18 protein-coding genes and 1 riboswitch are annotated in these 22,048 nt (G+C 39.6%); of the genes, 7 read left to right on the forward strand and 11 right to left on the reverse strand.

The window, feature by feature from the left end; translation table 11 throughout:
* The first annotated feature begins 139 nt into the window (after positions 1–139).
* Together ABDZ97_RS07550 and ABDZ97_RS07555 are read left to right on the forward strand one after the other, a co-directional pair.
* Positions 140–325, forward strand: a complete 186-nt coding sequence (locus ABDZ97_RS07550) for a hypothetical protein (RefSeq protein ID WP_343786132.1) — start codon at positions 140–142, stop codon at positions 323–325.
* Positions 326–924: 599 nt separating this feature from the next.
* The gene (locus ABDZ97_RS07555; RefSeq protein ID WP_343786134.1) at positions 925–1,860 is read left to right on the forward strand and encodes a malate dehydrogenase; all 936 of its coding nucleotides are present in this window, start codon (positions 925–927) and stop codon (positions 1,858–1,860) included.
* Between the two features lie 88 nt (positions 1,861–1,948).
* Here the strand turns inward: ABDZ97_RS07555 and ABDZ97_RS07560 are convergent, their stop codons facing one another.
* The 5 genes from ABDZ97_RS07560 to ABDZ97_RS07580 form a co-directional block, all read right to left on the reverse strand.
* Complete coding sequence (locus tag ABDZ97_RS07560; RefSeq protein ID WP_343786136.1) at positions 1,949–2,464, reverse strand: hypothetical protein; 516 nt, start codon at positions 2,462–2,464, stop codon at positions 1,949–1,951.
* 147 nt (positions 2,465–2,611) lie between these two features.
* Positions 2,612–6,037, reverse strand: a complete 3,426-nt coding sequence (locus tag ABDZ97_RS07565; RefSeq protein ID WP_343786138.1) for a methylmalonyl-CoA mutase family protein — start codon at positions 6,035–6,037, stop codon at positions 2,612–2,614.
* Positions 6,038–6,162: 125 nt separating this feature from the next.
* On the reverse strand, positions 6,163–7,050 hold the full coding sequence (locus ABDZ97_RS07570; protein ID WP_343786140.1) for a TIGR01777 family oxidoreductase: 888 nt from the start codon (positions 7,048–7,050) through the stop codon (positions 6,163–6,165).
* Positions 7,047–7,430, reverse strand: a complete 384-nt coding sequence (locus ABDZ97_RS07575) for a hypothetical protein (protein ID WP_343786142.1) — start codon at positions 7,428–7,430, stop codon at positions 7,047–7,049. Before ABDZ97_RS07575 ends, ABDZ97_RS07570 begins: the two co-directional genes overlap by 4 nt.
* A gap of 52 nt (positions 7,431–7,482) precedes the next feature.
* Positions 7,483–7,986, reverse strand: coding sequence for a GbsR/MarR family transcriptional regulator (locus ABDZ97_RS07580; protein WP_343786144.1), 504 nt, complete (start codon positions 7,984–7,986; stop codon positions 7,483–7,485).
* A gap of 131 nt (positions 7,987–8,117) precedes the next feature.
* On the opposite strand from ABDZ97_RS07580, the gene ABDZ97_RS07585 reads away from it, so the two are divergent.
* The gene (locus ABDZ97_RS07585; RefSeq protein ID WP_343786146.1) at positions 8,118–8,996 is read left to right on the forward strand and encodes a transglutaminase-like domain-containing protein; all 879 of its coding nucleotides are present in this window, start codon (positions 8,118–8,120) and stop codon (positions 8,994–8,996) included.
* A gap of 28 nt (positions 8,997–9,024) precedes the next feature.
* Positions 9,025–10,140 carry a porin gene (locus ABDZ97_RS07590; protein WP_343786148.1) on the forward strand — a complete coding sequence of 372 codons (1,116 nt, stop codon included), beginning with the start codon at positions 9,025–9,027 and terminating at the stop codon, positions 10,138–10,140.
* Positions 10,141–10,171: 31 nt separating this feature from the next.
* Here ABDZ97_RS07590 and ABDZ97_RS07595 read toward each other — a convergent pair whose 3' ends face one another.
* On the reverse strand, positions 10,172–11,245 hold the full coding sequence (locus ABDZ97_RS07595) for a Fic family protein (RefSeq protein WP_343786150.1): 1,074 nt from the start codon (positions 11,243–11,245) through the stop codon (positions 10,172–10,174).
* 118 nt (positions 11,246–11,363) lie between these two features.
* Between ABDZ97_RS07595 and ABDZ97_RS07600 the strand changes: the two genes are divergently transcribed.
* Positions 11,364–12,005, forward strand: coding sequence for a tetratricopeptide repeat protein (locus ABDZ97_RS07600; protein WP_343786153.1), 642 nt, complete (start codon positions 11,364–11,366; stop codon positions 12,003–12,005).
* Here ABDZ97_RS07600 and ABDZ97_RS07605 read toward each other — a convergent pair.
* From ABDZ97_RS07605 to ABDZ97_RS07625, 5 genes are all read right to left on the reverse strand, one after another.
* Positions 12,002–13,165, reverse strand: coding sequence for a trans-sulfuration enzyme family protein (locus ABDZ97_RS07605; protein ID WP_343786155.1), 1,164 nt, complete (start codon positions 13,163–13,165; stop codon positions 12,002–12,004). The two genes, ABDZ97_RS07600 and ABDZ97_RS07605, sit on opposite strands and share 4 nt — an antisense overlap.
* The gene (locus ABDZ97_RS07610; protein WP_343786157.1) at positions 13,162–13,575 is read right to left on the reverse strand and encodes an OsmC family protein; all 414 of its coding nucleotides are present in this window, start codon (positions 13,573–13,575) and stop codon (positions 13,162–13,164) included. Before ABDZ97_RS07610 ends, ABDZ97_RS07605 begins: the two co-directional genes overlap by 4 nt.
* Positions 13,576–13,590: 15 nt before the next feature.
* Positions 13,591–14,847, reverse strand: a complete 1,257-nt coding sequence (locus tag ABDZ97_RS07615) for a homoserine dehydrogenase (RefSeq protein ID WP_343786159.1) — start codon at positions 14,845–14,847, stop codon at positions 13,591–13,593.
* Positions 14,848–14,866: 19 nt separating this feature from the next.
* A complete protein-coding gene (locus ABDZ97_RS07620) occupies positions 14,867–15,931 on the reverse strand; it encodes a homoserine O-acetyltransferase family protein (protein WP_343786161.1) in 1,065 nt (354 codons plus the stop codon).
* A gap of 61 nt (positions 15,932–15,992) precedes the next feature.
* Positions 15,993–17,312: an O-acetylhomoserine aminocarboxypropyltransferase/cysteine synthase family protein gene (locus ABDZ97_RS07625; RefSeq protein ID WP_343786163.1), complete on the reverse strand. Its 1,320-nt coding sequence runs from the start codon at positions 17,310–17,312 to the stop codon at positions 15,993–15,995.
* A gap of 244 nt (positions 17,313–17,556) precedes the next feature.
* A riboswitch (SAM riboswitch) is annotated at positions 17,557–17,681 on the reverse strand.
* A 572-nt stretch (positions 17,682–18,253) separates the two neighbouring features.
* Here ABDZ97_RS07625 and ABDZ97_RS07630 point away from each other — a divergent pair.
* Both ABDZ97_RS07630 and ABDZ97_RS07635 read left to right on the forward strand, forming a co-directional pair.
* Entirely contained in the window at positions 18,254–19,180 is a 927-nt protein-coding gene (locus ABDZ97_RS07630) for a hypothetical protein (RefSeq protein ID WP_343786165.1), read from the forward strand.
* 1 nt (position 19,181) lies between these two features.
* Positions 19,182–22,037: a T9SS type A sorting domain-containing protein gene (locus tag ABDZ97_RS07635; RefSeq protein ID WP_343786167.1), complete on the forward strand. Its 2,856-nt coding sequence runs from the start codon at positions 19,182–19,184 to the stop codon at positions 22,035–22,037.
* Positions 22,038–22,048 lie beyond the last annotated feature (11 nt).

Raw genomic sequence — 22,048 nt, forward strand, 5'->3', positions numbered from 1 at the left:
AATTAAAAAAACATTTTAAAAAACCGAAATAACCGTTAAAAATCAACTTATTAACTCGCCTGAAATATCGTAATACATCTCCTTTTTTTGCTTTTCTGACGGGAACAGTGTACATTCATCACATCTAAAATTAAAAATTATGCGAAAAACGTATCTTCTTTTACTAGTTGGCGGAATCCTAGTGACTTTTGGTATCTCTTCCTGTAAAAAAGAGTGTGGCGACTGCCCTGACAGTCATTTTTTAGTAGTTGATAATCCTAAAGAGGGAGATTGTATTTGTTGTCCGAACGGGACCACTTACGAAGGAGGCTTTTGTCAGGAATAAACCTTCTTAAAAAACAAAAAGAGAAGTAAAGCTGTACTTCCCTTCTCTTTTTGCTAAACCATGCTAAAACTATAAAACCCAAAAATTGTAACCACGTACGGTTACAGAACAAATGTACAAAGATTTTTTATTCGTGCAAGTATTTCTCTTTTTTTATTTTGTTTTTTTTCTCAATCCGATTTTTCATCCCTTCTTCAAACAGATTTCCGCATTGCACCGACTTCTAAAAAACGTCTAAATCAACACCGGTTACCGTTTAATCAAAAAAGAATACCGTTAACATTTTTTTCGCCTGAGAACGGTAATAGTTACTTAACTTTGCATAACAAAATCTTTACAAGTAAGTTTTTGTTTTCATAGTAGTTTTTTGGTTTATTAAGCCGGTCTCACTCATACATCTTTTTCATAGGGTTGTAAGTTGGTAGTAGTAGTTCAAAATGAGTGAGACCGGTTTTTCTTCTACTTCTTTCCTCGTCTTTTTCCGAACTTTATTTTTGTTAAGAAAACTGACAAAATTCATTCAGCGCTATCCCTTTAATGTGCAAACTCTTTACTATCTTAGTAGCCGAAAATAATTCGAAATTCAAAAATATTCCAAAATGAAAGTAACCGTAGTTGGAGCAGGTGCAGTTGGAGCGAGTTGTGCAGAATACATCGCTATCAAAAACTTTGCATCTGAAGTTGTCCTTGTTGACATTAAAGAAGGATTTGCAGAAGGAAAAGCAATGGATCTTATGCAGTGTGCTAATCTGAATGGATTTGACACAAAAATAGTTGGTAGCACAAATGATTACAGTAAAACGGCAGGAAGTGACGTAGCTGTAATTACATCAGGAATTCCACGTAAGCCGGGAATGACTCGTGAAGAGTTAATCGGAATTAACGCAGGAATTGTAAAAGAAGTTGCTGCAAACCTGATTAAGCATTCTCCAAACGTTATCCTTGTTGTGGTTAGTAACCCAATGGACACAATGGCATACCTTACTCACAAAGCTACCGGATTACCGAAAAACCGTATTATCGGAATGGGAGGAGCTCTTGATAGCGCCCGTTTCAAATATAGATTATCAGAAGCTTTAGGATGCCCTGCTTCTGATGTGGATGGAATGGTAATTGCCGCTCATAGTGATACAGGAATGGTTCCTTTGATTAGTAAAGCAACACGTAATGGAATGCCGGTTTCGAACTTCCTTACCGAAGAGCGTATGCAAAAGGTCGTTGAAGATACTAAAGTAGGAGGAGCAACACTTACAGGTCTTTTAGGAACTTCGGCATGGTATGCTCCGGGAGCTGCTGTTTCTGAAATCGTTCGCGCTATCGCTCAGGACTCTAAGAAAATGATTCCTTGTTCGGTTATGTTAGAAGGTGAATACGGGCAAAATGATATCTGTCTGGGTGTGCCTTGTATTCTTGGTAAAAATGGTATCGAAGAAATCGTATCTATTGAACTATCAGATGCAGAAAAAGCAAACATTGAAGAAAGCGCTAAAGCAGTAAGAAATGTTAATGCATTACTTGCTGACGCTATTGCGTAATTATCACTCTTGAAGTGTATATACTAAAAACCCCTCTCTAACGAGAGGGGTTTTCTTTTTTATCAATCTTTGTTTCGTCTATGCTCTACTATCGCTCTTCTGTTTCTTCTGACTCGTATACGTACATAATTTTTTCACGACCTTCCATGATTAAAAAGATCTCACTTCCGTCTTGTTTCGTATAGGCAAGTTCTGAAATATCGACTACTAACTCTTCCGTCAGTAAAGCACGACATCTGTCTCCACCTGCATCATGTACAATCATAACCGGGCGTTGCGGAGGCATTGACTTCATTATCATTTTAGATCCCAGAACTGTAAAGGAGTGATCCCCACATCCTCCTCCGTATTGTACCGTCAGGTGTAGCTTGTTCCCATCAATATGTGCATCAAGAATGGTAAAAGGATCACTTTTAATATCCTGTGACATGTCAACCAACTCAACTGTAACTTTAGAGTTCCGTCTTTCTGCCTGCTGCTCATTATTCGTTTCCGTATTCTTCATTTCAACTACTTCACTGTTCTCTACTGCTTTTTTCTTGTTTCCACACGAAACACTCATTAGTCCAATGACCAACAGACTCACTATAACTCCTTTTCTCATACTACTCGTTTTACAACAGCTAAAGTACAACTTTTGTGCCTTTTTTCACCTTCTACTCTGTTTCCCAGGTTTTATAGTACAAAAAAAGCCGGAGGTTCTGCCCCCGGCTTTTGTATTTCTGAAAATTTGAATTTAAGAATCAATCTATTACATATTTCGTCGATACTGACCTCCTACTTCAAATAAAGCTCTTGTTATTTGTCCCAAAGAGCAATATTTTGAAGCTTCCATTAATTCAGTAAACATATTTCGATTGTTAACAGCAGCATCCTGTACACGTCCCAACATTTCTTCAACCTTATCCGAATTACGCTGATGAAGATTTGCCAGCATGTTAATTTGATACTGTTTCTCTTCTTCTGTTGCACGGATTACTTCTGCCGGGACAATCGTAGGAGAACCTTTTGAACTCAGGAAAGTATTTACACCGATGATCGGATATTCTCCTGTATGTTTCAATGTTTCGTAGTACAATGACTCTTCCTGTATTTTTGATCGCTGGTACATCGTTTCCATAGCCCCAAGCACCCCACCTCGTTCTGTAATACGATCAAACTCTGTAAGAACCGCTTCTTCCACCAATTCCGTAAGCTCTTCAATTATGAAAGCTCCCTGAATCGGATTTTCATTTTTCGCCAGTCCTAATTCACGGTTAATAATCAACTGAATAGCCATCGCACGACGTACCGACTCCTCAGTAGGTGTCGTAATCGCCTCATCGTATGCATTTGTATGCAGCGAATTACAGTTATCATAAATTGCATACAACGCCTGAAGTGTAGTACGAATGTCATTAAAGTCAATTTCCTGTGCGTGCAACGAACGCCCGGACGTCTGAATATGATATTTCAACATTTGTGCCCGTGGGTTTGCTCCGTACTTCTTAGCAAGTGCTTTTGCCCAAATTCTTCGGGCCACCCGACCGATCACCGCATACTCAGGGTCAATTCCGTTTGAGAAGAAGAAGGAAAGATTTGGTCCGAAAGCATTGATATCCATACCCCGACTCAAATAATACTCTACATAGGTAAATCCATTCGCCAGTGTAAGTGCCAATTGCGTGATCGGATTCGCTCCTGCCTCAGCGATATGGTATCCTGAAATTGATACGGAATAGAAATTCCTTACTGCTTTGTCAATAAAGTATTCCTGTACATCCCCCATCAAGCGCAATGCAAATTCGGTCGAGAAAATACACGTATTTTGTGCCTGATCCTCTTTAAGGATATCTGCCTGAACTGTTCCCCGTACTTGTTTTAGTGTTTCTGTCTTAATTTGGCTGTAAACATCCTCAGGAAGTACCTGATCTCCTGTAACTCCCAACAGCATCAGTCCTAATCCGTCATTTCCTTCAGGTAACTTACCCTGATAACGGGGACGTTCTACGCCTTTTTCTTTATATATCGTACTGATTTTGGCTTCCACCTCTTCTTCCAGCCCGTTTTCTTTAATATACACCTCACACTCCTGATCAATGGCCGCGTTCATAAAGAACCCTAACAACATAGGTGCAGGACCATTAATTGTCATCGAAACAGAAGTTTTAGGATCGGACAGGCGGAATCCTGAATACAATTTTTTAGCATCATCCAGACAGCAGATAGAAACTCCTGAATTACCGATCTTCCCGTAAATATCAGGACGAACAGCCGGATCATTTCCATAAAGTGTTACGGAGTCAAATGCCGTAGAAAGCCGTTTAGCCGGCATACCAAGACTCACATAGTGAAAACGTCGGTTGGTACGTTCCGGACCACCCTCTCCCGCAAACATACGTGTCGGATCTTCTCCTTCCCGTTTGAACGGGAATAATCCTGCTGTGTACGGATATTCTCCCGGAACATTTTCCTGCAGTATCCACGTCAACAAATCCCCCCATGCCTCATACTTAGGTAACGCCACTTTAGGGATCTGTGAATGCGACAGGGATTCCGTATGTGTTTTTATTGATAATTCTTTATCCCGAACCTTAAATGTATAAAGCGGTTCTCTGTATTTTCTCTTTTTCTCACCCCAGGATAAAAGCGCTTCCCAGTTATGTGGATCCAGATCCATTTTTACCCGGTCAAACTCTTTCAACAAAAGACTTACCAACTCCTTATTTTCGTCAGAAGGATTCAATTTTTCTTCTTCAATTCCGGATTTGGTCAACTCAGGTATTGTTCCTGAAACGGATTCTATTGTTTTGTAGATCCCAAACAAGCGCTGTGCAACTTTAGCCTGTTCTGCTGCCCAGGCATCATACGCACGGTTATTTTCTGAGATCTCCGATAAATAACGGGTTCGCGACGGAGGAATGACAAATATCTTTTCCGACATTTCACGTGTAATAGCAAACGATGAATTTAATTCTGCTGAAGTTTTTTCAGCCACCTTATCCATTATTACTTTATAAAGTGCGTTCATTCCCGGATCGTTAAACTGCGAGGCGATCGTACCATATACCGGAATATCTTCATCTTTTGCATCCCACATAAGGTGGTTACGCACAAATTGCTTTTTCACATCTCTCAATGCGTCTAAAGCTCCTCTTTTATCAAACTTGTTGATAGCAACAACATCCGCAAAATCCAGCATATCGATTTTCTCCAGCTGTGTTGCCGCACCAAATTCAGGGGTCATTACGTATAAAGCAACATCCGAATGATCCATGATCTCCGTATCGGACTGTCCAATTCCGGAAGTTTCCAGAATAATCAAATCATATTTTGCGGCTTTCAGAATCTCGACGGCCTCTGCTACGTGTTTTGACAAAGCCAGATTACTTTGACGTGTCGCTAAAGAGCGCATATACACTCGCTCATTACTGATGGCATTCATACGAATACGATCCCCTAGTAAAGCACCTCCTGTTTTTCGTTTCGAAGGATCTACCGAGATAATTGCAATTTGCTTATCTGTAAAGTCGATCAGGAATCGTCTCACCAGCTCATCTACCAAAGATGATTTTCCGGCTCCTCCTGTACCTGTTATCCCTAATACCGGTGTTACCGAGTCTTTAGACATAGCATGTACTTTATCCAATAACTCCTTAGAGGCTTCCGGGAAGTTTTCAGCTGCAGAGATCAGACGTGCAATTGTGTTCACATCTTTATCTGCCAATTTCTGCAAATCCAGTTCCGGGTCATTTCCAACCGGGTAATCACTTTTTTCTACCAGATCATTAATCATTCCCTGAAGTCCAAGTGATCTTCCATCATCCGGATGATAAATCCGGGTAATTCCGTATCCCTGCAATTCGCTGATTTCTTCGGGAAGAATCGTTCCTCCACCACCACCGAATAGCTTTATATGACCCGCTCCTTTTTCCTGAAGCAAATCATACATATACTTAAAATATTCCGTATGTCCTCCCTGGTAAGACGTCATAGCTATTGCCTGCACATCTTCCTGAATGGCACAATTGACTACCTCTTCAACACTCCTGTCATGCCCAAGGTGAATCACTTCACAACCGGTAGACTGAATAATTCGTCGCATGATATTAATTGCTGCATCATGCCCGTCAAAGAGAGAAGCTGCTGTCACCACTCTGACCTTATTTTTCGGCTTATAGGGTTCCTGATTTGTCATATTCTTTTGATCTGTCTCATTACGATAAGAGGCAAATTTAATGAAAAAAGCAGGAATGTCAGGTACAGATTATAATATGAATTTACCCGGTATACAATTCAAAAAGACCTCGTATCTTATCCGGTTCATCTCTGAAGGCTGTCCAAAGCCGAATCTATCGTTTCAAACTGAAACAAAAACCCACTTTTCAATAAACGTTCCGGCACCACCCATCTGCTTTTCATTATCAATTCCGGTTCTGTTCGAATGAGAAATGCGCCCCATTTTAATAACCTCTCCGGTAACGGTATTCCCATCGAAATAGCATACTGTTTTCTCAACATCTTCATAAACTGCTCATTATTCACAGGTTCGGGTGCGCTACAATTAATAACCGTATCGCTTATTTTTCCTTCTTTCACCCAAAGAATTGTTCTGTACACATCCTCAATATGAATCCAGCTCACCATTTGTTTCCCATCTCCCTGTTTCCCTCCAAGTCCCATTTTAACAAGCCGTCTGAGCGGTGTCAAAGCACCTCCTCCATCGCCAATAACAATGGCAGTGCGTAATGCAACCTGTTTTACTTGTGAGTGTCTTTCCGAGAAAAAAACACGCTCCCAAGTTTTAGCTACTTTCTCCGAAAAACCATCACCCAAAACTCCTTTTTCTTCTGTCATTGGTTTTATTCTCGAATCCTGGTAGATGGTTGCTGTGCTAAAATTGATCCAAACAGGTGGTGGAGAAGAACACGCTTTTATCATTTCATGTAACAGAATAGTGGTTTCTGTTCTGGACGTAAGAATTTTCCATTTGTTTGTATCAGAATACCTGCAATCAACTGATTTACCCGACAGATTAATTAACATCTCACTATTTTCCAGCGCATCGACAATCCGCTCCTTATCACTCCATTTCACCCCCTGCTTTCCTCTTGAAATACAAACAACATCATAGCCATCAGCTTCAAATCTTTTTTTAAGGTAAGTTCCTATAAACCCGGTTCCACCTGCCAGGATAATTCTTCTTTTCATAACGATTCCAATTTCAATAAGCTAATATCCTTCCTAGTCAGGTTCAGGTACACAAATGCCAATACGATTCCCACAATTAACATAAAATATAGATACATGATCAGGAAGATATACCCTGCTTCATGAACGAATAAAACCGACACACACATGACTCCGATAATCAATGTCCAAAGAATCGACTTTGCATACAACCTGATTAACCGTTGATTTTTTATCCTTCGTTTGAGATGTACAAAAAAACTCAGTAATTGCCATCCTCCCAAGCCAAAATAGAAGATTAAGAATGAAACATACTGATACCCATCAATTACTAAAAAAATAAGAGCCGTTACAATAATCAGTATTTGCATACAATAATCTATTCGCACTATCTTTTTCATATTTATATTTTTAAAGTTTCAGAATTAATTGAAAGTTTTAATTAAAAAATTTTTATTTCATTATCTTCATTACCAGTCCATAGAACCAGTTCTTATCCGTTTTGCTGAATTTATCCAGAAATCCATCTACTGATTCAGAAAACTCAGCGATATCTTTGGTAACTTTTTTAAACTCTAATGCTTCAGCAGATTCTTTTATCTCCACCTGATTCAAATCAGCTAACAAAGACAATACCGGTTCGATTTCTCTTTTTCTTCTTTCCCGGGCAATGTTTCTGGCCACTTTATCAATATTCTTTTCCGCCCTGAAAAACTCCATACGCTCTCCTATACGCGGATCTTTATAAATCAAACCCCAATCAATCAGCGCCCGTAGATTCATATTCGCATTACCTCGTGAAATCTTTAGCTGCTCCATTACCTCATCTGTGGAGAGTGAATTAGCAGAAACTAATAGCAAAGCATGAATCTGCGCCATGGTTTTATTAATTCCCCAACTAGAGCCTAACTGTGCCCATGTATGAATGAATTTATCTTTAGCCTCCTGTAATTCCATGAGACAAATTTATGCATCTTTTTTAATTTTCAAAAATTTCTGAAAGAAAAATCAGAGAATTTAACAATCCACTATTCAAAAGTTTACATTCGCCTCAAAAAATGAGCGTCTTAAGATCCTAATTTTGTAGTATGGTGAAAACCGAATCCATAGAAGCCCTGATACGACTGCTCGACGATCCTGATGAACATATCGTATCTCTTGTTCGTTCCAAGCTTTTGGATATTGGTCCTGCCGCACTTGAATTTCTTCGTACCTCAGTAGATATTTTGGATTTTGAACCTGCCGCTTTTGTTGAAATTGAACGATTAATGCAGGAACTTCAATTTGCAGAAGTAAAAGCAGATTTAATCGACTGGATCAAAAAACCGGAGAAAGATTTGCTGCGGGGAGCCTATCTCATCGCAAAGTATCAGTTTCCAGATTTAGAGTACCACCAACTTAATGAGCAGATTACTTCTATCGAGAAAAAGGTATGGTTAGAACTGAATGGAAAGCTTACCAGTTTTGAAATTGTTAAAACAATTAATGCTGTTTTATTTGACTTCTATGGATTTAAAGGAGCAGAAACACATGATTTTTCACCTTATCACTCGCTTCTAAATACAGTTCTCGAAGAGCGGGAAGGCACTCCTCTAAGTCTCTCAATACTATACAGTATCATAGCCCAACGATTGGAAATCCCAATATACGGAGTAGGATTCCCTAATCACTTCATTCTTGCCTATATGGATGAGTACCGCATTCACCGTCTATTACAGTCCGATGGATCAGGAGGGGTTCTTTTTTATATTGATCCTTTTGCAAAAGGTGAATTACTTTCCCGTGGAAATCTGGAAGACACACTTCAACACTATCAGATGCTTCCACAGCGTCATTTTTTTGAACCCTCTTCACACTCTTCGATCTTAATTCGAATGATCAACAATCTCATTGTATCCTATAACCGACTTAACAGAACAGATAAAGTAAGCGAGTTAGATACTTTAAAAAAGTGCTTTATTTCGTAGTTTTGCACGAAACTTTTACGAATATAACATGTACTTAAAACGATTCTGTCTTGCTCTAAGTTTTTTACTTACTTCCCCAACCTATACACAAATAGATTCCTTATGGAAACAAGCTCCTTCTCTTTCACTTACAGGCTTCGCAGATGTGTATTACATCTATGACTTTAACACCCCTGAAAATTTTAGACAGAATTTCTTTTTCAATCACAACCGACACAATGAATTCAATCTGAATAACGCAGTTCTTCTGTTTAAACTGGATCATCCGAAGTACAGAACCAATATAGGGCTTCACGCTGGAACTTATTCACAAGATAATTACGGGCATGAACAAGTCATGCTTCGCTCTATTTATGAAGCCAACATCGGAATCTCTATTTCAAAACGGAATAAAGTTTGGATTGATGCCGGAATTTTCAGTTCACACATGGGATTTGAAAGTGCATTATCTATTGACAACCCAACCCTTACCCGCTCTTTTGTTGCCGAGAGTTCTCCTTATTATTTGTCGGGAGCCAAAATAACTTATACACCTTCGGAGAAATGGGAGTTCGCTGGAATCATCAGTAATGGATGGCAACGCATTCGCCGGGTTCCGGGCAGCAGTATTCCTTCTGGAGGTACACAAATTATTTTTAAACCTTCAAAACGTTTCCTTATAAATTGGAGTACATTCGCCACATCTGAGTACCCGGACTCATCTCGTAGAATGCGTTATTTCAGTAATCTTTACACGGATATTACTCCCGGAGATCGTTTCAGACTAATTTTAGGGTTTGATATCGGAATAGAAGAACCTTATGACAATCCTGTTTATCCTAAAAGTAAATTATTTTCCACCTGGATAGCTCCTGTTGCAATAGCCCGATTCAATTTTTCAAAAAAATGGGGAATGGCTATTCGGGCAGAGTACTTTAAAGACAAAGACGGAGTAATTATCTACGCTCCTTATCCAAAGGGATTCAACACATTAAGCTCTTCGATCAATTTGGATTACTCACCTATCCCTCAAATCAGTTGCAGAGTTGAAGGAAGAGTTCTTGTAGACGAAAGCAGGGTTTATAGTCGAGGAGATACCTATACGAAAACAAACTTTTTTGTTGGAGTTTCTATTGCAGCCAAATTTGAAAAGATCTGGAAGTAGAAATGAGGTTGTCCCAATTTGGAAAACAACCTCATCCACATAACTCAAGATGTTCTTTTAATGATTCAATCGTTGTGTCGATAATCAATTCCATAAAAACAGACTTGTCATCCGTCGTCTGAGACTTTTCAAGTGCGGAATAATAACGCAAACGTGAGGCGTTATCCCCTTTCAGATTTGCAATCGTATATCCGAAAGACAAAAGTATCAAATTCATTACCAATCGGGATGTACGTCCGTTTCCGTCTATAAATGGATGAACAGTAACTACTCTTTCATGCATTTCTGCTGCGAGAATCACCGGATGCATGATATCTTTGTTTTTCTCAAAAAACACAAATACATCCTCCATTAGCTTGGGGACAAGATAGGGTTGAGCCGGAACGAATGAAGCCCCTCCTATCCGAACCGGTACACTTCTGTATTTACCTGCATTTTCACGGTCAATCCCTTTCAATACCAGATAATGTAATTCTTTCAGCACACGTTCATTTAAGTCATTTTTTTGACCGACCAGATCATACAGGTAATCAATCGCTTCGGAATGGTTAACAGCTTCAAGATGTTCCCGAACGGATTTCCCTCCTATTGTGATTCCCTGATTGACCACCAGATGAGTCTCTTGCATAGTTAATGTATTCCCCTCTATCCGGTTACTTTCATAGGTGTAATTTACGCGAAAATACTCTTCCATTTTACGGATTTGTCCCATATCCAATGGACGATTAGCTTTCCACTTCATTAACAACTCATCACATTCCGAAAGCTTATCTTTCATCCTTTCCGAAAGTCCCTCAATCTGTTCCTGCTTTTGTGCAATCCGATATTTTACAGCATCTTCTGCAAGGATCAATGCTTCTAACCCCACATTTTCATATTGAACTTCTTTAACAATTTTATCACTCAGCCAATGAGCTAGTGTTGTATCTAACGGAATACTTAAAGCAATAGAAAGAGTTACAACGTTTTTTCGGGTTGCTGTTCGTTCACTTCTTTCTATTTTGCTTAGAATAGCCGTATCTATCCCTGTACGCATTGAAAGTTCACTTAGTGTCCAATTGAATTGTTCACGATGTCCACGTATGATTTCTCCGAATGTTTTCATTTGACAAAAAGTTATTTGACAAATATAGTCAATTTTTCGGTTTATTTATTCAATTTGCATATTTTAGCATTTTCACCTTCTAATGATGCCAAAACGCAAGTTTTTAGTACGACTCTTTATGCTGATTATTATTGGTTCAATTGGTTGTGCTGTATACCTCAATTCATCACAATATTTATTCAAAAAAGCATATCAAAAAGAACAAGAAGGAGATTTTAAGGGCGCTATTGAATACCTTTCTAAAATTATTCGTAAGGAGCAAAATAATTTACCTGCTCTTATGAGAAGGGGAGCAAACAAATCAAAAGCAGGAGATTTTCAAGAAGCCATTGATGACTATATGTGGGCATTGGAAATTGACTCTGATAATGTTATGGCTCATTATACTATCGGATTGAATTACTGGAAATTGGACAGTCTCAAACTTGCTGAAGAATATTTATCTAAAGCAATTGAATTAATTCCACCGTTTCTTGTTCTTGAAGACGGAACACCCTCCGATCCTTTCTACGTATATGAATCAGAAATAAAGTATGAAAGGGCTTTCCTTTATTACGAACAATATAATTATAAACTGGCGCTTCAGGATTTTTTGTTTTGTCTAAAAACAAACTACCGATCCGGTGAAGCCGCTTTTTATATTGGTAATATATATGGCATTTACGGTATGTCCGACGAAGAATGTTTTTACTATAAAAAAGCGCTTAACCTAAACTTTGAAGAAGCAAGAACTTACATTCAAGAACATTGTAACAACTAACTTTCTTCTAATGCCTTTTCTATATCGTCCCAGATATCTTCCGGATGCTCAAGTCCGATAGAAAGTCGAATCAGTCCGTCTGATATCCCAACAGACGCTCTTTCTTCACGCGTCAGTTTAGAATGAGTTGTTGAGGCCGGATGAGTAGCTATGCTGCGCGTATCACCGAGATTTGCAGTCAAAGAGAATAGTTGTAGACTGTTCAGAAATGTTTGTCCGGATTGCTGACCACCTTTGATTTGAAAAGTAACAATAGCTCCTCCTGATTGCATCTGCCGTTTTGCCAGTTCGTAATCCGGGTGAGAAGTGAGAAAAGGGTATCGCACCCAATCTACCTTGGAATGCTCTTCCAACCTTCTTGCTATTTCGTGCGCTGATGAAGAATGCCTTTCAAAACGAACACTCAACGTCTCCAACGACTTTGACAGGAGCCAAGCATTAAAAGGTGAAATACAAGGCCCTGTATGACGAGCGAAACCTTCTATCTTTTTTATTAACTCACTACTTCCCAATATAACCCCACCCAGAGACCTCCCTTGTCCATCAATAAACTTCGTGGCGGAATGAATTGAAATATCAGCTCCTAATGGTAATGGTTGTTGTCCAAATGGCGTCGCAAAACAATTATCTACCACTACAGTAATTCCTTTTCCGGAAGTGAGTGCAGTAATCCTCTGCAAATCGATTATCTCCAGTCCAGGATTACTTGGCGTCTCAAGATACACAAGCCGGGTGTTTGCCTGTATTGCTTCTGCATACCCCATATAATTAACTGCGTCAACATACGTGCAGGTAATCCCCCACTTTGGTAGGATTTCCGTAAGTAACTTATGTGTAGATCCAAAGACCGCTCTTGAACTTACAATATGATCTCCACTTTTTAACAACGCTCCTAAAACAGTAAAAACCGCTGCCATTCCCGACGCAGTTGCCCAACCAGATTCCGCTCCTTCTAACAGAGCCATTTTTTCAATAAACTCCGAGACATTGGGATTAGAGTAACGGGAGTAAATATTTCCCTTTTCTTCCTCTGAAAATCGTCTGCGCATCTGTGCAGCATCTTCAAAAACATACGAACTAGTCATATACAAGGGAACCGAATGTTCCTGAAATTCACTTCGGTTCAGTTGACTTCTTATTGCTACTGTTTCTTTTCTCATGTTAGCAAATTGTATGAATACGTAATCGTTACGGTAGCTTTCAGCATATTTGCTACCGAACAATACTTATCGAATGTTAGCTGAAGAGCCTTTTCTACAACTGATTCTTCCGCATTTGTACTCAAATTGAATACAAGATGTATCGTATCAAATACAGCAGGGGTAGTTTCCACCCGATGTGCATGAACATCAACTGATAAAACAGCAACCTCTTTTCTCTTCTTTCGTAAAATATGTATCAGGTCAATAGAACTACAACTAACTAATCCTGCTGCCACTAATTCCATAGGTCGAAATGCAGAATCCGCCCCTCCTATTCCGGAAGAAGCATCAGTGAACAGAACCTGATCCCGTTCGTTTACTACCGCCATACTAAAAGCATTCCCCTTCAAATTCAATGTTAACTTCATTTGTTTACCTTTTATTTATCCAGGAATCAACTCCTTGTTCTTTTGTGCTCCAGTTATCCGTGGGTTCTCTGATAATCCAACAGAAGCGTCTGGTAGAATTGCAAAAAACAAGTGTTTCTTCTTATTAAAATCCATTGCTTTTAATTCACTGAAAAGAACACGTCCTGTTTTATACGCATACTCATCAGATACAAAACGTGTGTACTCCAGCTCAAAGCTCAACTCATTCAGTCCGATTTCTCCTTCCGATGATCCCAAATAGATATCAAGAGAAAAATCATTGGTGAAAAATGTGTCAATCACGCTTTGTTCCTTCTTATACTCATACTGGTAATCAAACAATAAGGCAGCAATATCTGACAAAACAGCACTTGCCGTAGGATAACTTCCAGCACCTTTACCAATAAAAAGCTGTTTATCAGAAAATAGAGCTTCCACAACAATTGCGTTAAACTCATTTTCCACAGTGTAAGCAAAGTGTGTTTCCGGAACAAAGTACGGAGCTACCATTCCTAGTACATGTTTCCCTATTTTTTGCGCATGTGAGAACAGCTTCACCCGATATCCCTTTTCAGCAGCATAATTTAGATCCTGGGGTTTAATATTCCTGATTCCCGTATTAGCTATATCATCCGGTTGAACTGTAATTCCAAAAGCATGTTTTATAAGCAACACTAACTTGAACTTAGAATCATACCCATCGATATCCATGGTCGGATCGCTCTCTGCAAACCCTAATTCCTGAGCTTTGCTCAATGCCTCCGCAAAAGTCAACCCACGATTGGTTTGTGAAAGAATATAATTGGTTGTCCCGTTACAAATCCCTGTAACAGACGATAAACTATCATTATTATAATATTCCTCCAGGTTTCTGATCACTGGTATACTACCACAAACAGAAGCCTCATACAAAAATGAAACCTCATTTTTTCTGGCAAGTTTAATCAGTTCATCCAAATGTTCGGCTACCATCTTTTTATTGGCCGTAACAACATGCTTCCCCCTTTTTAGTGCTTCAGAAACAATCTCATAAGCGGCATTTGCATCATCTATTAATTCAACCACTACATTGATTTCATCATCATCAAGAATAGCATACCTGTCTGTTGTCAAAATATATTCAGACAAGGTTCTCTTCTTATTTTGATCCCGGATACATATCGTTTTAATCTCCGCATCAATTAATGAACTCCGGTTTAACACTTCATAAAGTCCGCCTCCGACACAACCGAGACCAAACAATCCTATGGTTAATTTCTTTTTATTCTTCATTGTATCTTTTACTATTTTACTACACTACTCCTTGCCGTCTTTGTTGACGAAAAATGGTCTTTCTGTATCTGGAAAAGTCATTGTACAGAAAATCTTTAATCAATTCATCCACCCGGACGGTCTCCGTTAAAAATCCATCATGACCATAATGGGATGGAATAACTTCAAAACAACTGTCTGCAATATGTTCTGCTAAAAACAATTGTTCCTCAATAGGAAAAAGAATATCCGTATCCACACCAAGCACCAATGTTCTCGCTGTAATTCGTCTCAAAGCACTTTCTATATTGGTATACTTTCTCCCAACATTATGGGCATCCATTGCTTTTGACAAAGACCAGTATGCATACGCATCAAATCTCTTTACAAACTTATCTCCCTGATATTGTTGATAGGAAGAAGCCCTGAAGTGATCCCTTTTATGCGTAAAATCTTCTCTTTGGGTTCTTGTATAACCCGCGTAACTTCTATAACTCAACATAGCAATGGAACGAGCGGCTTTCAACCCAAATGCTCCTCCTCCGGGAATATTAGCCCGAAATGATTCATCTGCCCAAAGAGCCATTCGTTGTGATTCATTGAAGGCAATACCCCAGGGTGAATGCTGTGCATTAGCTGCAACCAAAATCAGATTTGAAAAACGATCCGGTTCATCAACTGCCCACTGTACAGCCTGTTGCCCTCCCAAAGACGCTCCAATAAGCACCTCTATGTGATTAATTCCCAACTCATCAGCTACTAATTGATGTACCCCTACCATATCATCAATAGTTACAAGTGGAAAATGTACTCCTTTCTGGTTTTCGCAGATTTTTTCATGAGAAGGACCTGTTGTTCCATAGCAAGACCCCAACACATTTGCACAAACAATAAAATACTTTGATGGGTCAAGGGATTTGTGCTCTCCGAAAATTCCGGCCCACCAATCATGAACTTCTGAATTTCCCGTCAGTGCATGACAAACCCAGATTACATTATTCTTCTGTCGGTTCAATTTACCATACGTCGAATAAGCTACTTCTACCTGCCGCAGACGCTCTCCATTCAGAAGGTCTATTGCAGCTTTTACTTTCAGAATCTTCATGTTTCTCTTTTTAGAAAGGTTAGCTCCGGAATACCGGAACTAACCCATCATTCAGCGATTACTATGCTCCCTGCAACTTTTTGATTGTTGCAAAAGCTTCATTAATATCAGTTTTCAAATCTTCAACATGCTCAATTCCAACAGACAAACGCAACCATCCGGGAGCTACTCCCGACGCAAGTTGTTCTTCTGAAGACAACTGTTCATGTGTCGTCGATGCCGGATGAATAATCAAGGTTTTCGAATCCCCAACATTTGCCAGATGAGAAATCAGGTTCAGGTTATTTACAAAACGATCCGCCTGTTCTTTTCCTCCTCTTACTTTGAAAGATAAAACCCCTCCTGCACCATTTTTCAGGTATTTCTTGGCATTTTCATAATACACAGAAGAAGGTAACCCCGGGTAATTTACAGCTTCCACTTCCGGGTGTTCGCTCAACCATACAGCCAGTTTTTGAGCATTCTCAACTGTTCGCTCTACGCGCAGAGAAAGGGTTTCAAGTCCCTGAAGCAATAAAAATGAATTGAACGGAGATATGGCCGGTCCAAAATCCCTCAGCCCTTCAACCCTTGCCCGAATTGCAAAAGCTATATTCCCAAAAGGACTTTCGGCTCCAAACACATCCCAGAAAACTAATCCATGATATCCTTCTGAGGGTTCTGTAAACTGGGGAAATTTACCATTACCCCAATTGTACTTTCCTGCATCGACAATTACCCCTCCGATACTGGTTCCATGACCTCCGATCCACTTTGTTGCTGAAACAACGACAATATCCGCTCCATGCTCGATCGGTTTAAAAATAAATCCGGCTGCACCAAAAGTGTTGTCCACAATAAGTGGAATATCATACGATTTTGCAATCCGACTGATCTTTTCAAAATCAGCAATACTAAATTCCGGATTACCTATTGCCTCCAAATAAATGGCTTTCGTTTGTTTATCAATTCGTTCTTCTATCGATACCGGATCAACTCCTTCAGCGAACCGAACTTCTATCCCCAAACGTTTGAAAGCGACCTTAAACTGATTATAAGTTCCTCCATACAAGTGTGATGAAGTCACGAAGTTGTCACCTGCCTCCAGAATCGTATTCAGGGCAATAAACTGGGCTGCCTGTCCGGAAGCTACTGCTACCGCAGCAACACCACCTTCAAGAGCAGCAATTCTCTTCTCAAAAACATCAGTAGTAGGATTCATGATCCGTGTGTATATATTCCCGAATTCTTTTAATCCAAACAAATTGGCTGCATGTTCAGAATCCTGGAAAACATAAGATGAAGTTTGATAAATCGGTACAGCTCGTGAACCTGTTACCGGATCAGCCTCCTGTCCTGCGTGAAGCTGAAGTGTTTCAAAACGATAATTTTTCGTTGACATTTTTCTAAAATTTTAATGGATTGAATAAAACAGTTAACAGATAGTAAATACACGCGAGTGTCGGGCCCTGACATGAACTCGGTTTATTTACTGCAATATGGAGCTAAAGAAATTAGCTACACATACAGCAACAGCAACAACATGAGTTATGTTGCTGAAACAATAAGGTATTGTTTTGATTGTTCCCTTTTCGGGAAGAAAGTGTTAACCGGATGGATGCTTTTAAGTGTTTCATTTCTCTTTCAATTTATATTCTCCGAAAAATCGGAATCTGGAATTGGCACCGGTTTTCCAATATCAGCGTACTGATACTTAAAGTTGGTTGCCAGTGGGTCTACAAGCCAGTCTCTCGCCACTTCTTTATAAATCATTATTCAAATGAACTTTGACGCTGCAAAGATAGAGTAAAAATAAAATGCAAAACAAACTTTTTTTCAAAAAAAACACTAAAACATTAATAATAAATAAGTTACTCTGAATGATTTACGATTCAAAATGAACACAAAAGCGATCAAATGGAAATTCAACCTGAAGACATAACTTCCTCTAATCTTTGTTTAACGCATCGTCCTCCACCATAATCATCTGATAGTTTAGGATTTTTCCAACAGCAAAATACGATCACGAAACACGTGCCGTCGGAAGTATTGCCAATTTTTTTGTTAACAACACTCCCATTGATGCATTAGCATTCAATAACTCAAAATAGTCTTGTCTTTTCGGTGTCACGTAGAAATACATTCTATTTACTACTATTTAATTATCAAAAATTGATTGAAACACTACACTTTTTAACTTCCACCCCGCGGAAAAATGTTCCTTCTTTTTTCGAGTAAGTTCATTCATTACGTTTGCCAAGAAGACTTATCAATGCTTAATTCTCGACAGGATTTTCTTGACTTCAAAACCAAATTTCTATTAAGTAAACAAAATAAATTATTATGAAAAAAAGTACATTTCTTTCTGGCGTTTTTGGCATCGTATGTGCGCTTGCTACTCATGGACAAAACACTTTCCCTCCTGTAGGAAATGCGGGAATTGGAACACTCAATCCACAAGCACACTTAGATCTGATTGTGAACGGAAATAGTCCGAATACCTATTCTGGATTTCGACTTACCACTCCTTCAATACTCAGTACTACAAGCCCGCTGACAACCGCCTTTCAAATTCGTCGTTCGGGTTTTTCTAATTCATTCTACTCCCTTTTTGTTGTCAAGCCAAACGGAAACATCGGGATTGGTGTAGAACCCAATGATCCACTTCTAGCATCACGCAGACTTGTAGTCACCGACAACAATGTAAACAAGGTTGACCTCAATGTTAAAGGTTTTGCCCTCGTTGACGGACAAAGTGCCTCCGTTCTTTTCGGGGGGACCGGTGGGGAACAATACGGACAATGGGGAATCGAATACAACCAATATGCGACAACGCCAGGTCTGAATTTTTGGAAGCCTGCAGGCAGTAATAACTTCGGGAATTACTATATGTTTATGGCAGACAATGGAAAAATAAGTATGGGTCTTGATCCAAACAATACAGCTACCTATAACGGAGACTATCGCTTGTATGTAAAAGATGGGATTATGACAGAAAAAGTCAAAGTTGCAGTCCATACTACCAACGACTGGGCAGATTATGTTTTTAAAAAAGACTACTCTTTAATGCCGCTCAACGAAGTAGAACGTTTTATCTCGCAGAACGGTCATTTACCAAACATTCCGAGCGCTGAAAACATTATGAATGAAGGAATTGATATAGCCAAAATGGACGCAAAGCTCCTGGAAAAGATTGAGGAACTCACACTGTACATTATTGAACAAGACAAACGAATTGCTGAATTAGAGAATCAATCTAAAAACGATTAATATGAAATTCACTAGAATAATTTCCATATTCGGCGGGTTCCTTATGTGGAATTCAGCCGTCAGTCAGAGCGTGTTTGACTGTCAACCTCAGCTATCAGTAGTGACACAAAACCAAATTTATGTCCCAAATCCATTCTTTTATCAACGATGCATTACTTTCGATCAGAACACCAACTATGTGTATGACCAAACCTCTCAATATCCTTATGCAGACATCCATTTGCGAGCCGGAAAAAGTATCACCATAGAACCCGGTTTCAGAGCCGGACAGTTCGCAAATATTCCCAATCAAGGGACAGGTAGTTTTCTTGCAGATATTGATCCTGAACCTGTAAGTCCGTTCGACGTCGCTGTGATGAATTATCCAAACACGGAGAATATTCTAAAAAACGCGCGTTTTGAGCTTGGTGTAGAATTGCCTGCCACTATTCAAAATGCCATTAACAACTTTCTTTTAGATCAAGCCGGTGCAAAAATCAATCCCTATCTCTCCTGGGAAATCGAAGTAACGGCAGACTTCTATCGTGTGGCAAATCCAAGCGATATCCATACAATTCACGGATTTCACTATGTTCCATACGAAAGTGAAGAATTACCGCTCCCACCCGTGGGAACACCGACAGGCGGACCAACGGGTGCAGGATTCCTTGACCTTTTGGGTGATTGGACTGAACAACCAAACGATTACCCTTTTCGAATTCGGTTTGCCCCACCGGCAACCGGTGATTGGGTTGGGCAAATTCACATCAAGACACCTGGGCAAATTATCTCTTCTACTCCTTTCCCGTTCCGTGTGATACCATCTACGATTCAACCACCTGTCACTGTTGGAGCGAACAAGCGTTACCTTGAACGAGGAGGACAAAGCTTTATGCCACTTGGGAACAACCTAAAATGGCCACGAACCACCTGTCCAATCGATCAGGAATTAGCCGCAGTGATGGGATACAACGGCGGAAGCGCCCCTTCATGGAACAATATAGAACAATATAAAGCCTATACACCCCCTGTTCGCACTTATCGAAAGTTCCGTGAACAAATCGATGCCCTGGCCGACGGAGGCGCTAACACCTTTAGAATGCTTATGGCCCCACAATCAAACGAAATAGAATTTGAGGAGCTCGGGAATTATTATAGACGTCAGCATATTGCCTATGAAATGGATAAAATTGTCTATAAAGCAGAAGAGCGAGATATGTTGATTAACTGGAACATGCAGGTACACTTCCCGTACACAACAGGTCTTTATTGGATTCATTATTGGGATTGGGCAGAAGACCCGAACGATCCAAATGAATTTGGTAATTGTTATCAGTCACTACCGAATGTAAACAAACCCATTGACTTTTTTGAACAAGCGGAAGCCCGAAAATATTACAAGGAACGTTTGCGCTACATTCTGGCCCGATGGGGTTACTCCAATAATATTCTCGCCTTTGAGCTCTTTAGTGAAATTGATCAAATTGGATCTGAAGCTGCAATAAATTGGGCGGATACAACGCTATATACAGCCTATTGCGAATACAGCGCAAGCTCAGAAAACAATGGCGTAAGCGGGTGTTCACTAAATGACCCTAAGTATCAAATTAATCAACAAACAATCCAAGATTGGCAGACTGATATGATTAACTATATGCACAATATCTTGGGTCATGACAAACATCTCTATCAAGTAAGCTATGCCGGTAAACCAGGGGATTTTGATCATTCTTACGTAATACCAGATGTTGACTTCATCGATAGAAATGTATACGATGCTACCATATATCATAATGAAAACAACACTGTTTCTTTCGACTTTCCTAGATTACAGGTAAAAAGTATGTCAATAAATTCAGGTCAAACAAACTATTTCGATTTTTATGGTCGAAAACCAGCATGGTATAGTGAAACCGGGCCTTCCTCAGTAGAATCAAAAGGATGTGATAAGCAAATTGAAATGGTTCGAAATCAATGGAAAATGCTGTTTTCTGGAGTCTCTGGTGCTCTTGATTGGGAAAGTGATATTCATCAATTTAACAATTATGGTGTTTTCGGTAAAATGAACACTTTTTTAACTGGAGTAAATTTGGATCAAGACAAGTGGCATCCAGGAAATACTTCATTAGTGCTTAATACATCAACATGGAATTATTCCTCAGGATGGAATACGGACATGGTTCGCAATGACAAGAGAGGCGATCTCATGTACCTGCGCAAAGGAAATGCAGATGAAGCAATTGGCATGATCACCAATACCACCTACAACTACTATAATCACGGACAACAACCAACAATAAGCTGTTTTGAAAATGAGCCATGCAGTTTTTCATGGGCTTCAACACCAATTGCAGATGCCAACATGAACCAGCAACTTATCTCTTCTCAGGACAAAAAGGGAATGCTACGACTTCGTGGAATGGATGCAACCAAGTACCGGATTGATTACTATTGGTCGCACAATCCGACGAGTATCATTCACACCTCTTACGGCTGGGGACCTATGATCCAACTAGAGTACGATATGGAAGGGAACAATAATGAATATATTATGTTGTTCAAAGCCTCTCGTGTGTGGGAAAAATCTGTGGACAGGGTTGTTGAAGAAGAACGTGAAGAAGTTCAACTAATTCACCAGAATCTCTTCGTTTATCCAAATCCAAGCGATGGCGAGTTTAGGGTCGAATTGAACGAAGAAGTATTTTCTGAAAATCTATCGGTTACTGTTACAGATATGCTGGGTAGAATAGTTTACAAAGAAGAAAATATCCCAAGCAACACATTTGATGTTAGAATAACAGGTAAAGATCCCGGGGTGTATGTAGTTATTGTTATGAGAGGCGAGCAAAAATGGGTCAACAAGGTGATTCTGGAGTAGCTCTTCTTGTT

The organism is Wandonia haliotis (assembly GCF_039523435.1).
Classification (GTDB): domain Bacteria; phylum Bacteroidota; class Bacteroidia; order Flavobacteriales_D; family Crocinitomicaceae; genus Wandonia; species Wandonia haliotis.